This is a genomic window from Mesorhizobium sp. B2-5-3 (assembly GCF_006441005.1).
Classification (GTDB): Bacteria; Pseudomonadota; Alphaproteobacteria; order Rhizobiales; family Rhizobiaceae; genus Mesorhizobium.
On sequence record NZ_VFUS01000008.1, the window covers coordinates 139363 to 157495 of the forward strand.

At 64.5% G+C, this 18133-nt stretch carries 11 protein-coding genes; 8 read left to right on the forward strand and 3 right to left on the reverse strand.

Features of this window, described 5'->3' with window-relative positions:
* Positions 1-5 precede the first annotated feature (5 nt).
* The 8 genes from FJ867_RS20085 to FJ867_RS20120 all read left to right on the forward strand — a co-directional run bounded on the left by FJ867_RS20085 (position 6) and on the right by FJ867_RS20120 (position 12721).
* On the forward strand, positions 6-1334 hold the full coding sequence (locus FJ867_RS20085) for an FMN-binding glutamate synthase family protein (protein WP_140514697.1): 1329 nt from the start codon (positions 6-8) through the stop codon (positions 1332-1334).
* Between the two features lie 63 nt (positions 1335-1397).
* Positions 1398-2705 carry a type III glutamate--ammonia ligase gene (gene glnT / locus FJ867_RS20090; RefSeq protein WP_140514695.1) on the forward strand — a complete coding sequence of 436 codons (1308 nt, stop codon included), beginning with the start codon at positions 1398-1400 and terminating at the stop codon, positions 2703-2705.
* Between the two features lie 35 nt (positions 2706-2740).
* On the forward strand, positions 2741-3994 hold the full coding sequence (locus tag FJ867_RS20095; protein ID WP_140818359.1) for a sarcosine oxidase subunit beta family protein: 1254 nt from the start codon (positions 2741-2743) through the stop codon (positions 3992-3994).
* A 10-nt stretch (positions 3995-4004) separates the two neighbouring features.
* On the forward strand, positions 4005-4280 hold the full coding sequence (locus FJ867_RS20100) for a sarcosine oxidase subunit delta (protein WP_140520863.1): 276 nt from the start codon (positions 4005-4007) through the stop codon (positions 4278-4280).
* 202 nt (positions 4281-4482) lie between these two features.
* Entirely contained in the window at positions 4483-7464 is a 2982-nt protein-coding gene (locus FJ867_RS20105) for a sarcosine oxidase subunit alpha (protein ID WP_140818361.1), read from the forward strand.
* Positions 7457-8083 carry a sarcosine oxidase subunit gamma family protein gene (locus FJ867_RS20110; protein WP_140818363.1) on the forward strand — a complete coding sequence of 209 codons (627 nt, stop codon included), beginning with the start codon at positions 7457-7459 and terminating at the stop codon, positions 8081-8083. Before FJ867_RS20105 ends, FJ867_RS20110 begins: the two co-directional genes overlap by 8 nt.
* A gap of 307 nt (positions 8084-8390) precedes the next feature.
* Positions 8391-10760, forward strand: a complete 2370-nt coding sequence (locus tag FJ867_RS20115) for an aminomethyltransferase family protein (protein WP_140728116.1) — start codon at positions 8391-8393, stop codon at positions 10758-10760.
* Positions 10761-11011: 251 nt separating this feature from the next.
* Positions 11012-12721 carry an APC family permease gene (locus FJ867_RS20120; protein WP_140818365.1) on the forward strand — a complete coding sequence of 570 codons (1710 nt, stop codon included), beginning with the start codon at positions 11012-11014 and terminating at the stop codon, positions 12719-12721.
* Positions 12722-12798: 77 nt separating this feature from the next.
* On the opposite strand, the gene FJ867_RS20125 is transcribed toward FJ867_RS20120, so the two are convergent.
* The 3 genes from FJ867_RS20125 to FJ867_RS20135 all read right to left on the reverse strand — a co-directional run bounded on the left by FJ867_RS20125 (position 12799) and on the right by FJ867_RS20135 (position 18008).
* Positions 12799-15948, reverse strand: coding sequence for an efflux RND transporter permease subunit (locus FJ867_RS20125; protein WP_140818367.1), 3150 nt, complete (start codon positions 15946-15948; stop codon positions 12799-12801).
* A gap of 249 nt (positions 15949-16197) precedes the next feature.
* Positions 16198-17343, reverse strand: coding sequence for an efflux RND transporter periplasmic adaptor subunit (locus tag FJ867_RS20130; RefSeq protein WP_140629149.1), 1146 nt, complete (start codon positions 17341-17343; stop codon positions 16198-16200).
* 56 nt (positions 17344-17399) lie between these two features.
* A complete protein-coding gene (locus tag FJ867_RS20135; protein WP_140497843.1) occupies positions 17400-18008 on the reverse strand; it encodes a TetR family transcriptional regulator in 609 nt (202 codons plus the stop codon).
* Positions 18009-18133: the final 125 nt, after the last annotated feature.

Here is an 18133-nt window from a genome sequence, read left to right on the forward strand (position 1 = left end):
GCAGCATGACCTATCGCAACCCGCCGACGACGCCGCGCAAATCCGCGACTTTCGACGACTACACGCTTTCCGAGATCCGCCGCGCCGCGGCCACCGGCATCTATGACATCCGGGGCGCCGGCGCCAAGCGCAAGCTGCCGCATTTCGACGACCTTCTGTTCCTGGGCGCATCGATCTCGCGCTATCCGCTCGAAGGCTATCGCGAGCGCTGCGACACATCAGTCGTGTTGGGCTCACGCCATGCCAAGAAGCCGATCGAGCTGAAAATCCCGATCACCGTTGCTGGCATGAGCTTCGGCTCGCTGTCGGGCCCGGCCAAGGAAGCGCTCGGGCGCGGCGCGACGCTGTCGGGCACCTCGACCACGACCGGCGACGGCGGCATGACCGAGGAAGAGCGCGGCCATTCCAAGCAACTCGTCTACCAATATCTCCCCTCGCGCTATGGCATGAATCTGCGCGACCTGCGGCGCGCCGATGCCATCGAGGTCGTCGTCGGCCAGGGCGCCAAGCCCGGCGGCGGCGGCATGCTGCTCGGACAGAAGATCTCCGATCGCGTCGCCGAGATGCGCACGCTGCCCAAGGGCATCGACCAGCGCTCGGCCTCGCGCCATCCCGACTGGACCGGGCCGGACGATCTCGAGATCAAGATTCTCGAACTGCGCGAAATCACCGACTGGGAGAAGCCGATTTACGTCAAGGTCGGCGGCGCCCGCCCCTACTACGACACAGCGCTTGCGGTGAAGGCCGGCGCCGACGTCGTCGTCGTCGACGGCATGCAGGGCGGCACGGCGGCGACGCAGGAAGTGTTCATCGAGAATGTCGGCCAGCCGACGCTCGCTTGCATCAGGCCGGCGGTGCAGGCGCTGCAGGATCTCGGCATGCATCGCAAGGTGCAGTTGATCGTCTCGGGCGGCATCCGCAACGGCGCCGATGTCGCCAAGGCGCTGGCGCTCGGCGTCGACGCGGTCTCCATCGGCACGGCTGCCCTTGTCGCGCTCGGCGACAACGATCCCCGCTGGGAGGCGGAGTACAACGAGCTCGGCACCACATCAGGCGCCTATGACGACTGGCACGAGGGCCGCGACCCGGCCGGCATCACCACGCAGGATCCCGAACTGATGAAGCGGGTCGATCCGGTGGCCGCCGGCCGCCGGCTGGCGAACTATCTCAAGGTGATGACGCTGGAGGCGCAGACCATCGCCCGCGCTTGCGGCAAGAACAGCCTGCACAATCTCGAACCCGAGGATCTCGTCGCGCTCACGATCGAGGCCGCCGCGATGGCCGGCGTGCCGCTGGCCGGCACCAACTGGATACCGGGGAAGAACGGCTTCTGATCAACAAAGGGCCGAAGGCCATATGCTCTAGGGCCAACAATCGACAAAAAATGGGGAACTTCCGTGACAGTTGATCTTGCAGAGTTCGCAAGGGCGAAAAACGTCAAATATTTCATGATCTCCTACACCGACCTGTTCAGCGGGCAACGCGCCAAGCTGGTGCCGGCGCAGGCGATATCAGATATGCAGAAGGATGGCGCCGGCTTCGCCGGTTTCGCTACCTCGCTTGACCTCACGCCGGCACATCCCGACATGCTGGCGGTGCCGGATCCGAATTCGGTTATCCAGCTGCCCTGGAAGCCTGACGTCGCCTGGGTCGCCGCCAACTGCATCATGGACGACAAGGAGGTCGACCAGGCACCGCGCAACACGCTTAAGCGACTGATCGCGGAAGCCGCTAACGACGGCATGCATGTCAAGACCGGCGTCGAGGCGGAATTCTTCCTGATCTCGCCCGACGGCAAAACGATCTCCGACGAATATGATACAGCGGCGAAACCATGCTACGACCAGCAAGCGTTGATGCGCCGCTACGACGTCATCGCCGAGATCTGCGACCACATGCTGGCGCTCGGCTGGGGCGCCTACCAGAACGACCACGAGGATGCCAACGGCCAGTTCGAGATGAACTGGGCCTTCGACGATGCGCTGGCGACCGCCGACAAGCACTCTTTCTTCAAGTTCATGGTCAAGTCGATCGCGGAAAAGCACGGCCTGCGCGCCACCTTCATGCCCAAGCCCTTCCAGGGACTGACCGGCAATGGCTGCCATGCGCACATCTCGGTGTGGGACAAATCAGGCAAGACCAATGTCTTTGCCGACAATTCGATGGAGCTCGGCCTGTCGGCCAAGGGTAAGCACTTCCTCGGCGGTATCATGAAACATGCCTCGGCTCTCGCCGCCATCACCAACCCGACCGTCAATTCCTACAAGCGCATCAACGCGCCTCGCACCATTTCGGGCGCCACCTGGGCGCCGAACACGGTGACCTGGACCGGCAACAACCGCACCCACATGGTGCGCGTGCCCGGCCCCGGCCGCTTCGAGCTGCGGCTGCCTGATGGCGCGGCCAACCCTTATCTGCTGCAAGCCGTCATCATCGCCGCCGGCCTCGACGGCATCCGCTCCAAGGCCGATCCCGGCAGGCGCTACGACATCGACATGTACCAGCACGGTCACACGGTGGAGGGCGCGCCGAAATTGCCGCTCAACCTGCTCGACGCGTTGCGCGAATTCGACAATGACAAATCGCTCAAGACGGCGCTGGGTGAGGAATTCTCGTCGGCTTATCTAAAGCTGAAGCACCAGGAATGGAATTCCTATGCTTCGCACTTCACGCAATGGGAGCGCGACCACACGCTGGATATCTGACCGGCGCAGCGTGCAAGCGACCTCGGAATGAACGTATGAAATATTCGATCTTCTCGCTCGCCCGCGCCGCCTTCTCCGGCCACAAGAACTGGCAGCGCACCTGGCGCGACGCCAGCCCGAAGGACCGCTACGACGTGGTGATCATCGGCGGCGGCGGGCATGGTCTGGCCACCGCCTGGTTCCTCGCCAGCGAGTACGGCATCAGGAATGTGGCCGTGCTGGAAAAGGGCTGGATCGGCTCCGGCAATGCCGGCCGTAACACCACCATCATCCGTTCCAATTACGGCCTGCCCGGCAACACCGGCTTCTACGAATTATCGATGAAGCTGTGGGAGCGGATGGAGCAGGACCTCAACTACAACACGATGGTCAGCCAGCGCGGCGTCATAAACCTCTATCACTCCGACGCGCAGCGCGACGCCTATGCGCGGCGCGGCAACACGATGCGCATCAACGGCATCGATGCCGAATTGCTCGACCTTGCCGCGGTCAAGAAGATGATGCCGTTCCTGAATTTCGACAATGCGCGCTTTCCCGTGCAAGGTGGGCTCTTGCAGCGGCGCGGCGGCACGGCGCGGCACGACGCGGTGGTCTGGGGCTACGCCCATGCGGCGAGCGCGCTCGGCGTCGACATCATCCAGAATTGCGAAGTGACGGGCTTCGTGCGCGATGCCAACGGCAAGGTGACCGGCGTCGAGACCTCGCGCGGCAAGATCGGCGCCGGGAAAGTCGGCATGGCCGTCGCGGGCTCCTCCTCGCGTGTCGCCGCGATGGCGGGCCTGCGCCTGCCGATCGAAAGCCATGTGCTGCAGGCCTTCGTCTCCGAGGCGATCAAGCCGCTCATCCCCAATGTGATGACGTTCGGCGCCGGCCATTTCTACGTCAGCCAGTCGGACAAGGGCGGCCTGGTCTTCGGCGGCGACATAGACGGCTACAATTCCTACGCCCAGCGCGGCAATTTGCCTGTGATGGAAGACGTCTGCGAAGGCGGCATGGCGCTGATGCCGATGATCGGCCGCGTGCGCCTGCTGCGCCAGTGGGGCGGCATCATGGACATGTCGATGGACGGCTCGCCGATCATCGACAAGACGCCGGTCGACGGGCTCTACCTCAATGCCGGCTGGTGCTATGGCGGCTTCAAGGCGACGCCGGGCTCAGGCCTCGTCTTTGCCCACCTGCTGGCCCGCGACCAATCCCACAAGGAGGCCGCCCGCTTTCGCCTCGACCGGTTCCGGTCTGGTGCGATGATAGACGAAAAGGGCCAGGGCGCCGAACCGAACCTGCACTGAAGGCCCTGCCATGCGCATCACCTGTCCCTTCTGCGGCGAACGCGACCTCGGCGAGTTCACCTATCTCGGCGACGCCAAGCCGATGCGTCCGGAGGCTGGCGCTTCGGAGGACGACGTCTTCGACTACGTTTACCTGCGCGACAATGTCGCCGGCGTGATGGACGAGAATTGGTACCACGGCGGCGGCTGCCGAGCGTGGCTGAAGGTCACCCGCAACACGCTGACGCACGAAATTTCGGCCGTGGAGCCGGCGGCGGGCGCCGGGGCGAGGCAGGTTGCGAAATGAATTTTTCTGTCCAGCTCAGCGCCGCGGTGAAGGCCGGTACGTCTTTACCTCCCCCTTGTGGGGAGGTCGGACCGCAAGTCCGGGTGGGGGTCGGCGCCGCCCCCCCACCCCGCTGCTTCGCAGCGACCCTCCCCACCAGGGGGAGGGTAAGAAGCGGCAGGGCGATGAGGGGCAGCGCGACGCCAGTGCATGGGGCTGCATCGTGATTTCCTCCCAGTCCAATCGTCTCTCCACTGGCGGCCTCGTCGATCGTTCGTCACCGCTGAGCTTCCGCTTCGATGGCAAGACGTTCTTCGGCTTCGAGGGCGACACGCTGGCGTCGGCGCTGATCGCCAACGGCGTCAAGCTGGTCGGCCGCTCGTTCAAATACCACCGTCCGCGCGGCATTCTGACCGCCGGCTCGGAAGAGCCCAACGCGCTGGTCGAACTGCGCACCGGCGCACGCCGCGAGCCGAACACCAAGGCCACGACCGCCGAGCTCTATGAAGGGCTCGAGGCCGCCAGCCAGAACCGCTGGCCGTCGCTCCATTTCGACGTGATGTCGGTCAACCAGCTCTTCGCGCCGATCTTCGTCGCCGGCTTCTACTACAAGACCTTCATGTGGCCGGCCAAATTCTGGGAGGCGATCTACGAGCCGGCGATCCGCCGCGCCGCAGGCCTCGGCCGCGCCGCCGGCGTTGCCGATCCCGACCACTATGACAAGGCCTGGGCGCATTGCGACGTGCTGATCGCCGGCTCCGGCCCGACCGGGCTTGCGGCGGCCCTTGCCGCCGGCCGCTCCGGCGCCCGCGTCATCCTGTGCGAAGAGGATTTTATTCCCGGCGGCCGCCTGCTCTCGGATGGCGGCACGATCGACGGGCTGCCGGCAGCCGAGTGGCTGTCGCGAACCCTGGCGGAACTCGAGGCAATGCCCGATGTCCGCATCATGACCCGCACGACGCTGTTCGGCGTCTACGATGGCGGCACCTATGGCGCGATCGAGCGGGTCAACGACCATCTGCCCTCGCCGCCCGAGCACCAGGTGCGCCAGCGCATGTGGCGCATCGTGTCCAGGCGTTGCGTCGTCGCGGCCGGCGCCCTCGAGCGGCCGGTCGTCTTTGCCGGCAACGATACGCCCGGCGTGATGATGGCTTCGGCCATGCGGACCTATGTCGCGCGCTATGCCGCCGCGCCGGCAAAACGCATCGCGCTGTTCACCAACAATGAGGATGGCTGGCGCACGGTCGAGACAGTACTCGGCGCAGGCTTGCAGATTGCGGCGGTCATCGACGCACGGCCTGACGTCTCGCCCGCCCATCGTTCGCTCGCCTCGAAGAGCGGCTTCCCGGTGCTGCATGGCGCCGTCAGCCGTGCGGACGGCGGCAAGGACGGTGTGAGGAAAATCTCCGTCTCTCTCACCGGCGGCGCGCGAGCCGAAGTGGAAGCGGACGGGCTTGCCGTCTCCGGCGGCTGGAACCCGGCGGTCGGGCTCACCTCCTATCATCGCGGCCGGCCGAAATGGCGCGACGACATCGCCGCCTTCGTGCCCGACGGAGCGCCTCCCGGCATGGTCGCCGCCGGTGCAGCCAATGGCTCGTTCGGTCTCGGCGCCTGCCTGGCGGGAGGGTTTGCAGCAGGCGCGGCGGCCGCGCTCGACGCCGGGCGCTGCGGCAAGGCCGGCACAGCGCCGACTGCCGATGACGAGGCGTTCTCGTTGACGCCGCTCTGGCATGTCGCCGGCAAGGGCAAGGCGTTCGTCGACCAGCAGCACGATGTCACAGCTTCCGACATCGAACTCGCACAGCGTGAGGGCTTTGAATCGGTCGAGCATCTGAAGCGCTACACGACGCTCGGCATGGCGACCGACCAGGGCAAGACCTCCAACGTCGCCGGCCTCGCCATCATGGCTGCGGTGTCGGGCAAGTCCATTCCCGAAACCGGCACGACGATCTACCGCCCGCCCTATGTGCCGGTCGCGATCGGCGCCTTTGCCGGCCATCACCGCGACGAGACTTTCCACGCCACAAGGCTGACGCCCTCGCATCACTGGGCCGCCGAACAGGGTGCCGTCTTCGTCGACACCGGCCTGTGGAAGCGCGCGCAATGGTATCCGCGCACGGACGAGAAGGACTGGCTGGAATCCGTCACACGCGAGGTCAAGACGGTGCGTTCCGGCGTCGGCTTCTGCGATGTCTCGACGCTCGGCAAGATCGACGTGCACGGCCCCGATGCCGGCGCCTTCCTCGACCGCGTCTACATCAACACCTTCTCCAGCCTCGCCGTCGGCAAGGCGCGCTACGGGCTGATGCTGCGCGAGGACGGGTTCGTCTACGACGACGGCACGACCTCGCGGCTGGCCGAGGATCATTATTTCCTCACCACCACCACCGCCAAGGCCGGACTGGTGATGCAGCATCTCGAATTCTGCCGGCAGGTGCTGTTCCCGGAACTCGATGTGCAACTGACCTCGGTCTCCGACCAGTGGGCGCAGTTTTCGGTCGCCGGGCCGAAGACGCGTGATCTGCTGAAGGAGATCGTCGATCCGGCCGAGGACCTGTCGAACGAGGGCTTCCCCTTCATGGGTGCACGCGAAGTCGCGCTGCGCGGCGGCATCAAGGCGCGGCTGTTCCGCATCTCTTTCTCCGGCGAAATGGCGTTCGAAATTTCGGTGCCGGCGCGCTATGGCGAGGCGCTCGTGCGCAATCTGATGCTGGCCGGCAAGCCGTTCGGCGTGACGCCATACGGCACCGAGGCTCTTGGCGTCATGCGCATCGAAAAGGGCCATGTCGCCGGACCGGAACTGAACGGCACGACCACGGCCGCCGACCTCGGCCTGGGCAAGATGATGTCGACCAAGAAGGATTTTGTGGGCCGCATCATGGCCGGGCGCGAGGCACTGGTCGCGCCGGACCGGCAGGTCGTCGTCGGCATCAAGCCGACCGACAAGGCGCGGCGGCTGCGCTCCGGCGCGCACATCGTTCCGAAGGGCCAGACGCCCGGACCTGATAACGACCAGGGCTATGTCACCTCAGTCTGCTTCTCGCCGACATCGGATCAATGGATCGGGCTTGCTCTCGTGGAACGTGGTCGCGAGCGTATCGGCGAGACCGTGCGCGCGCACGATCCGCTGCGCGCAGAGGAGTATGATGTCGAACTGTGCAATCCCGTCTTCTACGACCCGGATGGAGGGCGCCAGCGTGGCTGAATTTACCTGGGATGCGCGCAGCCCTCTCGACCGCACGCTGGTCGTCGGTCCGCATGGCGCGCAGGGCGATACCGGCGTTTCGCTGACCGAGATCCGCAATTTCGACCTCGTGCAAGTGATGGCACGCCGCGGCAAGGCGGGTGACCTGGCCAGGGCTGCGACGGCGTGTTTCGGCATTGCCGGTCCGGATGCGCCCAAGGCGGTGCGGATTGCGGACGCCACGCTGATCTGGTCCGGGCCGGATCAGTTTTTCGTGCTGTCGAAGAGTGGCAAGCACGGGATGAAGGCGCTTGCTCCTCTGCTTGCCGGATCGGCTTCGCTGTCTGACCAGTCGCATGCGCGGGCGCTGATCAGCATCTCCGGTGACAAGGCGCGGGCGATGTTGGCCAAGCTTTCATCGCTCGATCTGCATGCCGGTGTGTTCGCGGTCGGCTCTGCCGCCGCAACCTCGATGGATCACACCCGCGTCACGCTCTGGCGTGGGAATGATCGGGCGGACGGACAGGCGGTGTTCAACGTTCTGGTCTTCGCGACCTTTGCCGAGAGCCTGTGGCACACGATGCTCGATGCGGCGGCGGAATATGGTGTGGATATCAGCCATTCCGAGGAAGTGACGTAGCCTTGCGCACGCCCTTCCCTTCTCCCCTTGTAGGAGAAGGTGGCCTCGCGGAGCGAGGTCGGATGAGTGGTGCTCCAGCTTAGCAATGACGGCACGCCGTCGCCCACCCCCTCAACCGTCTCGGCGCTGGGCACTGATCCACGGCCCTGGGGCGAGCCACGGATCTCGCCCCGTCCTTCGGACCCCACAAGGGGAGAAGGAAGAACCTGCCCCACCACCGCCTTGCCAAACCCACCCGCACTGCTATTCTTGCTGCTAAAATAATTTCACGCACAGGCAAACTTGTTTCTCGAACCGCAAGGCTGAGATGAGCCAGTCGCCCTACCCTGCCGTCGCATCCGGACCACCCCGGCCGAGCCTGATCCTGCGGCCCGGCCAGATCGCGCTGCCGCCGGGCATGGAGCGCTATACGGTCCAGGGCAATGGTGCGGTGCTGATCGAGGTCGAGGCCGGCGACACCATCACGGTGCGCAATGTCGAGGGCGGCCAGGCTTGCGAACTGCTGGCGTGGGATGGCACCGGTGCGACCGATCCCTCCATCCTCGGGGAAAACTCCAACAGCAATGCCGCCGGCATCAAGGCGCTGCTTGCCGAGGGCGATGACAGCCTCGCGTCCCTGCGGCGCGGGCTCGCACGCCGGCAGGTGCGGCTCGACCAGGCCAAGGCGGTGCGCGTGTTCGGCGGCGCCACGCCGGCCGGCACCGAACAAGCTTTCACCGTCGTGCGCGACGGCTCGGTGGTGATTGCCGCGCCCGGCGGGCCGATGCTGGTCGACGGCCATGATACGGCGACGCCGCTTACCGTGATCGTGCGGCGTGCCACCATCCGTCCGGCGGCGAAGTCGCTATTGGCCGACCCGCTCGCCGATCCGGTGCTCGATTTGCGCGTCCATTCGGCGACGGCGGAATCCTACTTCGTCAAAGCCGGCGACTATCTGCAGATCATCGACGTCGACGGGCGCCAATGCACCGACTTCCAGTGCTTTTCGGCGCGCAAGCTGGACAAGGGGCTCGACCATCCGCTCGATGTGACGACGACACGCACGCTGATGGGCGCGAGCTATCCGATGCCGGGGCTGCACTCGAAATATTACGACCAGGACATGGAGCCGCTGGTCGAAGTGGTGCAGGACACATGCGGCCGGCACGACGCCTTCGCGCTCGCATGCGCCGCCAAATATTACGATGACATCGGCTATCCCGGCCATGCCAACTGCTCGGAGAACTTCAACCGCGCGCTGTCGGACAAGGGCGTCACACCACGCGCCGGCTGGATGGCTATCAACTTCTTCTTCAACACGGCAATCGACGCGCATGGCATCATGGTCTCCGACGAGCCATGGTCGCGGCCCGGCGACTATGTGCTGCTGCGGGCCCTGACCGACATCGTCTGCGTGTCCTCCGCCTGCCCCGACGATACGACGCCGGCCAATGGCTGGGACCTGACCGACATCCATGTGCGGACCTATTCCGGCCAGCACAAATTCTCGCGTGCGATCGCCAGACGCATGACGCCCGATTCGGAACCGAAAATGACCCGCGAGACCTCCTTTCATTCGAGCTTTGCCAAGCACACCCGCGACTTCGTCGAGTACAGGGGCTATTGGCTGGCCAACTCCTTCGCCAGGGAAGGCGCGATCGCCGAATACTGGGCCTGCCGGCAGGACGCCGTGATCATGGACCTGTCGCCGCTGCGCAAATTCGAGGTCACCGGCCCGGATTCCGAAGCGCTGCTGCAGTACACGCTGACCCGCGACGTCAAGAAGCTCGGCGTCGGCCAGGTCGTCTATTCCGCCATGTGCTACGAGCATGGCGGCATGATCGACGACGGCACGCTGCTCAGGCTCGGCAAGGACAATTTCCGCTGGGTCGGCGGCGACGATCTGTCCGGCGAATGGCTGCGCGAGACGGCGACAAAGCTCGGTCTCAACGTGCTGGTACGCTCGTCCACCGACCAGATGCACAATATCGCCGTGCAGGGGCCGAAGAGCCGCGATATCCTGAGGAAGGTGATCTGGACCTCGCCGCTGCAGCCGTCGATCGAGGAACTGGAATGGTTCCGCTTCGCCGTCGCGCGCATCGGCGGCGGCAATGGCGTTCCGGTCGTCGTCTCGCGCACCGGCTATACCGGTGAACTCGGCTACGAGATCTGGTGTCATCCGCGCGACGCCGAAAAGGTCTTCGACGCGATCTGGGCCGCCGGCCAGCCGCATGGATTGAAGCCGATGGGCCTGCAGGCGCTGGACATGGTGCGCATCGAGGCCGGGCTGATCTTCGCCGGTTACGAGTTCTCCGACCAGACCGACCCGTTCGAGGCCGGCATCGGCTTCACCGTGCCGCTGAAGTCCAAGACCGACGACTTCATCGGCCGCGAGGCGCTGATCCGGCGCAAGGAGAACCCGCAGAACAAACTGGTCGGGCTCGACATCGATGCCAACGTCGCGGTCGGCCATGGCGATTGCGTGCATGTCGGCCGCGCCCAGATCGGGGTCGTCACGTCGGGCATGCGCTCGCCGGTGCTGAACAAGACCATCGCGCTGGCGCGGCTCGATGTCACCCACGCCGCCATCGGCGCGCGAGTTGAAATCGGCAAGCTCGACGGCCACGCCAAGCGGCTGCCGGCGCGAGTCGTGGCCTTCGCCCATTACGATCCGCAGAAGACCAGGCCGCGTTCCTGACCGCGGCCTTCCGGGCATACGGGATTGCCCGTCGGCGGCGCCGCGGGGCACATTTGTGCGCCCGCCCGCAAGCGTGATGTGCACGGCGCGACAAAACGCTTGACGTGAAAGCGCGCCGGATCAATCTTCACTCCTAAGAAAAAAATACGACTGAGTGGAAACACTGAAGTCGCGGCGATATTGGCCGGGAGCAAGCTTCGCACAGCCGAGGCGTCGCCGGCGGGGAACATCAAAAAGGGGAATTCACCGACATGAGCACCATAAGCACGATCCTGGACCAGCCTGCCGAAAGCAAGCTGCTCAGGCATATCGACTGGCGCGGCGCCTTCTGGGTGGCGAGCGGCGTTCCAGCCCTCGTCCTGTTCTCGATCGGCGGCATTGCCGGCACGACCGGGACGCTCGCTTTCCTGATCTGGACGGTGTCCATGGTCATGGGCTTCCTGCAATCCTTCACCTATGCCGAGATCGCCGGCCTGTTCCCGAACAAATCGGGCGGCGCCTCGATTTACGGCGCCACCGCCTGGCTGCGCTACTCCAAGTTCATCGCGCCCTTGTCGGTATGGTGCAACTGGTTTGCCTGGTCGCCGGTGCTCTCGCTCGGCTGCTCGATCGCCGCCGCCTATATCCTCAATGCGCTGGCGCCGGTGCCGATCTTTACCGACACGTCGCCCGAGGTCGCCGCCTATATCGCGGCACATGCCGGAACGAGCGCCGGCGACGCCATTACCGCGGTGACCGCGGCGGCGACCCCGGCGATCCGCACGTGGTCGGCGTTCAGTCACACGCTGGGTCCGGTGTCCTTCACCTTCAACGCCACCTTCTTCATCGGCGCCGTGCTGATGCTGATGATCTTCTCGATCCAGCATCGCGGTATCCTGGGCACCGCCAATGTGCAGAAATATATCGGCCTGCTTGTCATCGTCCCGATGCTGATCGTCGGCGTCGTGCCGATCTTCACCGGCCAGATCAACTGGGCCAATTTCTCGCCGCTGGTTCCCTTGGCCGCCGCCTATGCGCCAGAGCCCGGCGCCTGGAACATCGCCGGCTGGACGCTGGTGCTCGGCGGCATGTTCATCGCCGCCTGGTCGACCTACGGCTTCGAGACCGCCGTCTGCTACACCTCCGAGTTCAAGAACCCGGGCACCGATACCTTCAAGGCCATCTTCTATTCCGGCCTGCTCTGCATGCTGCTGTTCATCCTGGTGCCGTTCACCTTCCAGGGCGTGCTCGGCCTCAACGGCATGCTGGCGACGCCGATCGTTGACGGTTCGGGCGTGGCGGATGCTCTCGCCGGCATGGTCGGCGGCGGCGGGCTTATCCACAGCCTGCTGGTGATGCTGATGATCCTGGCGCTTGTGCTGTGCATCATGACGGCGATGGCCGGCTCCTCGCGCACGCTCTACCAGGGCTCCGTCGACGGCTGGCTGCCGCGCTACCTCAGTCACGTCAACGAGCATGGCGCGCCGACGCGGGCGATGTGGACCGACCTGTGCTTCAACCTGATCGTGCTGGCGATCGCCTCGGCCGATGCGACGAGCTTCTTCTTCATTCTCGCCGTATCCAATTGCGGCTACATCATCTTCAACTTCCTCAACCTCAATGCCGGCTGGATCCATCGCATCGACAACGGCCATATCGCGCGGCCATGGAAGGCCCCGACGTGGCTCTTGGGGATCGGGGCGATCTTCGCCTATGTCAACGCGATCTTCATGGGCGCCGGCGCTAAGGTGTGGAACCCGATGGCGCTGTGGGCCGGGCTGATCACCGCGGCGCTGATCATCCCGGTGTTCTGCTTCCGCCATTACATCCAGGACGGCGGCAAGTTCCCCGACCACATGCTGGCCGACCTCGGCATGGCGGGAGCGGACCTCTCGGTGAAAAAGGCGGGCATGCTGCCCTATCTGACGCTGGTCGCCGGAGTGGCGGTAATGCTGATCGCCAACTGGTTTTTCGTCATCTGATTGCCTGACGGGCAAGCGGCCTTCGGCTCCGCAAGAACAGAAATCGGCCGGTCTCAAATGAGACCGGCCGATTTGGTTCATTCAGCCGCCAAAGCGAGTTGCGGCCTCTCGACGCCTTCGACGGTTTCCGGTTCGGGCGTCTGTTCGTCGGTCGGCACCTTCTTTCGCTCACGGCCGAAGAACAGAGCGTAGCCAGCGGGCAGCACCAGGATGGTGAGCACGGTTGCAACCAGAATGCCGCCCATCATGGCGTAGGCGAGCGGCCCCCAGAACACGCCGCGCGAGATCGGGATCAGCGCCAGCACCGCGGTCATTGCCGTCAACACGATCGGCCGGAAACGGCGCACAGCCGAGCCGATGATCGCTTCGGAGCGTTCCATGCCTTTCGCGATGTCCTGGTCGATCTGGTCGACGAGGATGATGGAGTTTCGCATGATGATGCCGAGCAGCGCGATGACGCCGAGGATGGCGACGAAGCCGAACGGCGCGCCGCTGATCAAAAGGGCCGCGGCCGCACCGATGATGCCGAGTGGACCGGTGGCCAGAACAAGCATAGCCTTGCCGAAATGCTGCAGCTGGACCATCAGCAATATGACGATGACGGCCAGCATGATCGGCGCCTTGGCGGCAATGGAAGCCTGGCTTTCCGCCGAATCCTCGGCACCGCCCTGGATCTCGATCTTGTAGCCGGGCGCCAGACCATCGCGCAGGCCCTTCATGTCGTTGTACATCTTGGTGACGACGTCGTTTGACTGCACGCCGTCGGGCAAGGTCGCCCGCACGCTGATGGTCGGCAAGCGGTCGCGCCTCCACTCGACGCCTTGCTCCAGCACCGGCACAACCTTGGCCACCTGCGACAGCGGCACGAAGCCACCGAAATCGGTCGGGATGTAGATGGAATCGACCGAGGACAGCAGCGCGCGGCTGGCATCCGGCTCGCGCGCGACGATGGACACCGTTTCTTCGCCGTCGCGGAAGTCGCCCAGCGGCGCGCCGGACATGGACGCCTGCAGCATCTGGCGGATGCGCTGCGAGGTGACGCCCAACGCACGGGCGCGGTCCTGGTCGATGACCAGCTTCATCGCCGGCACAGGTTCCAGCCAGTCGTCATGGACGGCGCCGAGCAGCGGGTTGGCCTGGAATTTCGCCTTCACCTGGTCGGCAATGCGTCGCACTTCCTGGCGGTCCGGGCCCATGACGCGCATCTGCACCGGCCAGCCTGTCGGCGGCCCGAGGAACAAGCGGTCGACCTTGCCGCGGATGGAGGGGAAGTCCTGCGCCAGGATGGTACGCAGCTTGACGATCAGCCGCTCGCGCGCCGGCTCGTCATTGGCCATCACAAGAAGCTGGGCGAAGTTCGGATTCCTGAGCTGCTGGTCCAGCGGCAGGAAGAAGCGCGGCGCGCCTTCACCGATATAGGTGGCGATGAAGCGCTTGTCCTTGTCGTCCATCATCTTGGCTTCCAGCGCCTTGGCCTGCGTCTCGACTTCCTTGATGCTGGTGCCTTCCGGCAGCCAGAGATCGACGAGGATTTCCGGGCGAGACGATTGCGGGAAGAAGTTCTGCGGAATGAACTGGAAGGCCCACAGGCTGGTGGCGAAGGTCACCAGCGTCATCGTCAGCACGATGATGCGATGGCGCACGGCCCAGGTAACGGTCGAGCGAAGCCGGCGATAGAAGCTGGTGTCGAAGACGTCGTGATGGGAACCGGCATGCTTGCGCTGCTTGAGGATCATATATCCCAGCCATGGCGTGAAATAGACCGCCACGAACCAGGACACGACGAGCGCGATGCCGACGACGTAGAACAGCGTGCGGACATATTCGCCGGCAGTGGAGGCGGCGAAGCCGACCGGAATGAAGCCGGCGGTGGTGATCAGCGTGCCGGTCAGCATCGGGAAAGCGGTCGAGGAATAGGCGAAACCCGCCGCCTCGATCTTAACCAGCCCCTCCTCCAGCTTGCGTTCCATCATCTCGACGACGATCATGGCGTCGTCGACAAGCAGGCCGAGCGCGATGATCAAGGCGCCGAGAGAAATGCGCTGCAGGTCGATGCCGATCTCGTACATGATGGCGAAGGTGGCGGCCAGGACCAGCGGAATGGCGATGGCAATGACAAGTCCGGAGCGCCAGCCGATCGACAGGAACGAGACGACGAGCACGATCAGCAGCGCTTCGCCGAGCGCATGCATGAACTCGCTGACAGCGTCCCTGACGACCTCGGGCTGGTCCGATATCTGGTCGACGGAGACGCCATAGGGCAGCGCCTCCTCGAAGCGCCTATAGGTCGCCTCGACGTCCTTGCCGACATCGGTGACGTTGAAGCCCTTGGCCATGACGACACCGAGCTGGACACTCTCGTGGCCATTGAACCGATACTTGCGCTCGAAGGGATCCTCCAGCCCCGAGCTCACGGTCGCGATATCGCCAAGGCGCGTTACCTGGTTGCCGGCGCGCAAGCGCAGCTCGCGAATGTCGGCGGCGCTGGTGACATCGCCCTCGACCGAAATGCGGACCGAGCGCAGGCCGGTGTCGACAGAGCCTGCCGGGTCGACATTGTTCTGTCCCTTGATCGCGTTCTGCAGGTCAGTCAGCGTCAGGCCGCGCTCGGCCAGCGCCTTGGACGAGACGTCGATATAGATCTTCTCGGGCTGGTCGCCGATGATGACCGCCTTTTCGACGCCGGGCGTCGTCAGCAGCATATCGCGGGCCTGGATGGCGAACTTCTTCAATTCGGGATAGCTGAAGCCATCGCCGCTGATCGAATGCAAGGTGATGAAGGTGTCGCCGAATTCATCGTTGAAATAGGGGCCGAGCAGGCCCTGCGGCAGATCGCCTGCTATGTCGCCGACCTTCTTGCGCACCTGATAGAAGGCGTCGTTGACCTGGGCAGCATTGGTGTCGCCCTTGATCTGAACCGTGATGATGGCGCTGCCGGCGCGCGTATAGGAGCGCACGAAGTCGAGATGCGGCGTTTCCTGCAGCTTGCGTTCGATCTTGTTGACGACCTGGTCTTCCATCTCCTGGATCGAAGAACCCGGCCAGATCGCCTGCACGACCATGACGCGGAAGGTGAAATCGGGATCTTCCTTCTGGCCCATGCGCATCAGGCCGAGCGCACCGGCAAGGATGATCAGGCCGAACAGGAAACGTGCGATGCTCGGATGCCCGATCGCCCAACGCGAGAGGTTGAAAGGCCGCTTTTCAGTGTTGCTGTCGGTGGTCATGGCGCCAGTCCAGTCCAATTGATCTGCAGGGCAGGTTCATCATGCCGTTCATGCGTTCTTCGTCTGGCTTCCGGGCGGCGAAGCTCCCTCAAGCGGAGAGACTCGCATCGCGTGTGACGCGACAATGATGCGGGGGAGCCATCTTGCCGGCGTCTCGACGATCGGGCGCCTGCCGCCCGGAAACCATGGCCTGCCCGGTCTTGCGGCTCGCGCCGCCAAGACAGGGAAGGGTTTCGTTGTGCCTGGCTGTCAGCGCAGGCTGCTGGTGGCAGCGTCTTCCGCCGCCGAGGCGGACTGCTGGAGACTGTCGCCGGACAGCTTGACCTTCAGATTGTCGGTCATGAACTGGGTGCCAGCGGCAACCACGACGTCGCCCTGCTTGAGGCCGTCGGCAACCGCGACGCCATCGGCGGTGAAGTTCGCGATCTTGACCGGACGCGAATGCACGGTGTCGCTGCCGCGGTCCACGGCCCAGACGATCTTCTGGCCGTCCTTTTCAGCCAGGGCGCTGAGCGGGATCGAGACCAGCTGGGTCTTGCTGTCGATCGAGGCCTGCACGTTGGCGGTCATGCCGAGCAGCACGCGCGGATCGTTGGGAAGCGAGACGCGAACGGCGAAGGTACGCGACTGCGGGTCGGCGCTGCCGGCAACTTCGCGGACCTTGCCGGCAAGCGTCAGGGCATCGTCCGCCCAGAAGCTTGCCTTGACCTCCTTGCCCGGCCTGAAGCCGGCAATATCCATTTCCGGTACCGCGATCAGCACTTCCTTCTCGCCATCGACGGCAACCGTCATCACGGGCGTGCCGGCACCGACCACCTGGCCGACATCGGCACTGACCGCGGTGACGATGCCGTTCTCGCTCGCCTTGAGGTCGGTATAGTGGACCTGGTTCTGAGCCTGGGCGAGGGTCGAGCGGGCGGCATCGCGCGTCGCGACCGCCTGGTTGTAGGCCAGCGTCGCCTGCTCGAGCTGCGATTTCGGCGCGAAATTCTTGGCATAAAGCTGCTCGGCGCGCTTCCTGGCGAGATCCACCGTCTCGACCTGGCGCTCGGCGGCGTCAAGGCTCGCCGCGGCGCTTTTGACCGAAAGCTCGTAATCGGAGGGATCGATGCGGGCGAGGACGTCGCCCGAGGTGACATGCTGGCCGATGTCGACGAGCCTCTCGGTGACCTTGCCGGCAACGCGGAAGCCGAGATTCATCTCGGTGCGAGCACGCACCGAGCCGGAGTAATCGAGCTGGCGGGTGGTCTGCGCCGCGCCGATCTCGACGACCTTGACGGGGCGGATGATATCCCTGACCTCCGCCTTCTCCTGGGAACAACCGGCCAGGCCGAGTGCCGCGACGATCAGGCCGGCAACGGGCAGCCAGCGGATAATGGAATTGGACGAAGACACCTTAGCACTCCCAAACTGGAGATTGACTGTCGTTGCCGGCGCCCGGCGGGCGGCGGCTATTTCTTCAAGGCCTTGATCGCATAGTCGATGAGGTCGTCGGGCATTGCCCGGTTGGTCTTGGCAAGACACTGGGCCACCATCTGCGGGTGGCACAAAATGACCGTGGCGGCGCCGAAGCAGCGCGACGCAATCACCGGATCCTGCTCCCTGAATTCGCCGGCCGCGATGCCCTCGCGGATCACCTCGGCAAAAAGATCGTGGATACTGTCGACATGCTTGTCGATGACGCCCCAATCGCGCTCGAGGGCGACGATGACCATCTCATGGACCTTCTGGTCGTCGAGCATGACCTCCATCGTCATCTTGTACTGCGCGTGCACGTAGCGCCGCAGCCGTTCCTCGGCGCTGATCGGCAAATGCATGATCTCGTAGGCCATCCTGTAGCTGGCCCCGAGCATCCGGCCACAGACTGCCTGGTGGATTTCGACCTTGGACGCAAAGAAGCGATAGATGTTGGCTGGCGACATGCCGAGTTCGCGGGCAATGTCGGCGACATTGGTCTTGCCGTAGCCATAGTGCCGGAACAGGCGCTCGGCGCAATCGAGAATGCGCGTTACATTCTCCTGGCGAGCGGCATCGGCGACGAGGTTGGCGGTTTCGGACATAGCTTCTTTCGATTTACTGGTGATGAATTTTAATTTTCGTCACTCGTAAATCGAAAGGAACGCGATGTCAACGCGGATTCGGCGTACGCGTACAAAATGGTGACAGATGGTGACAGTGAGGGGGT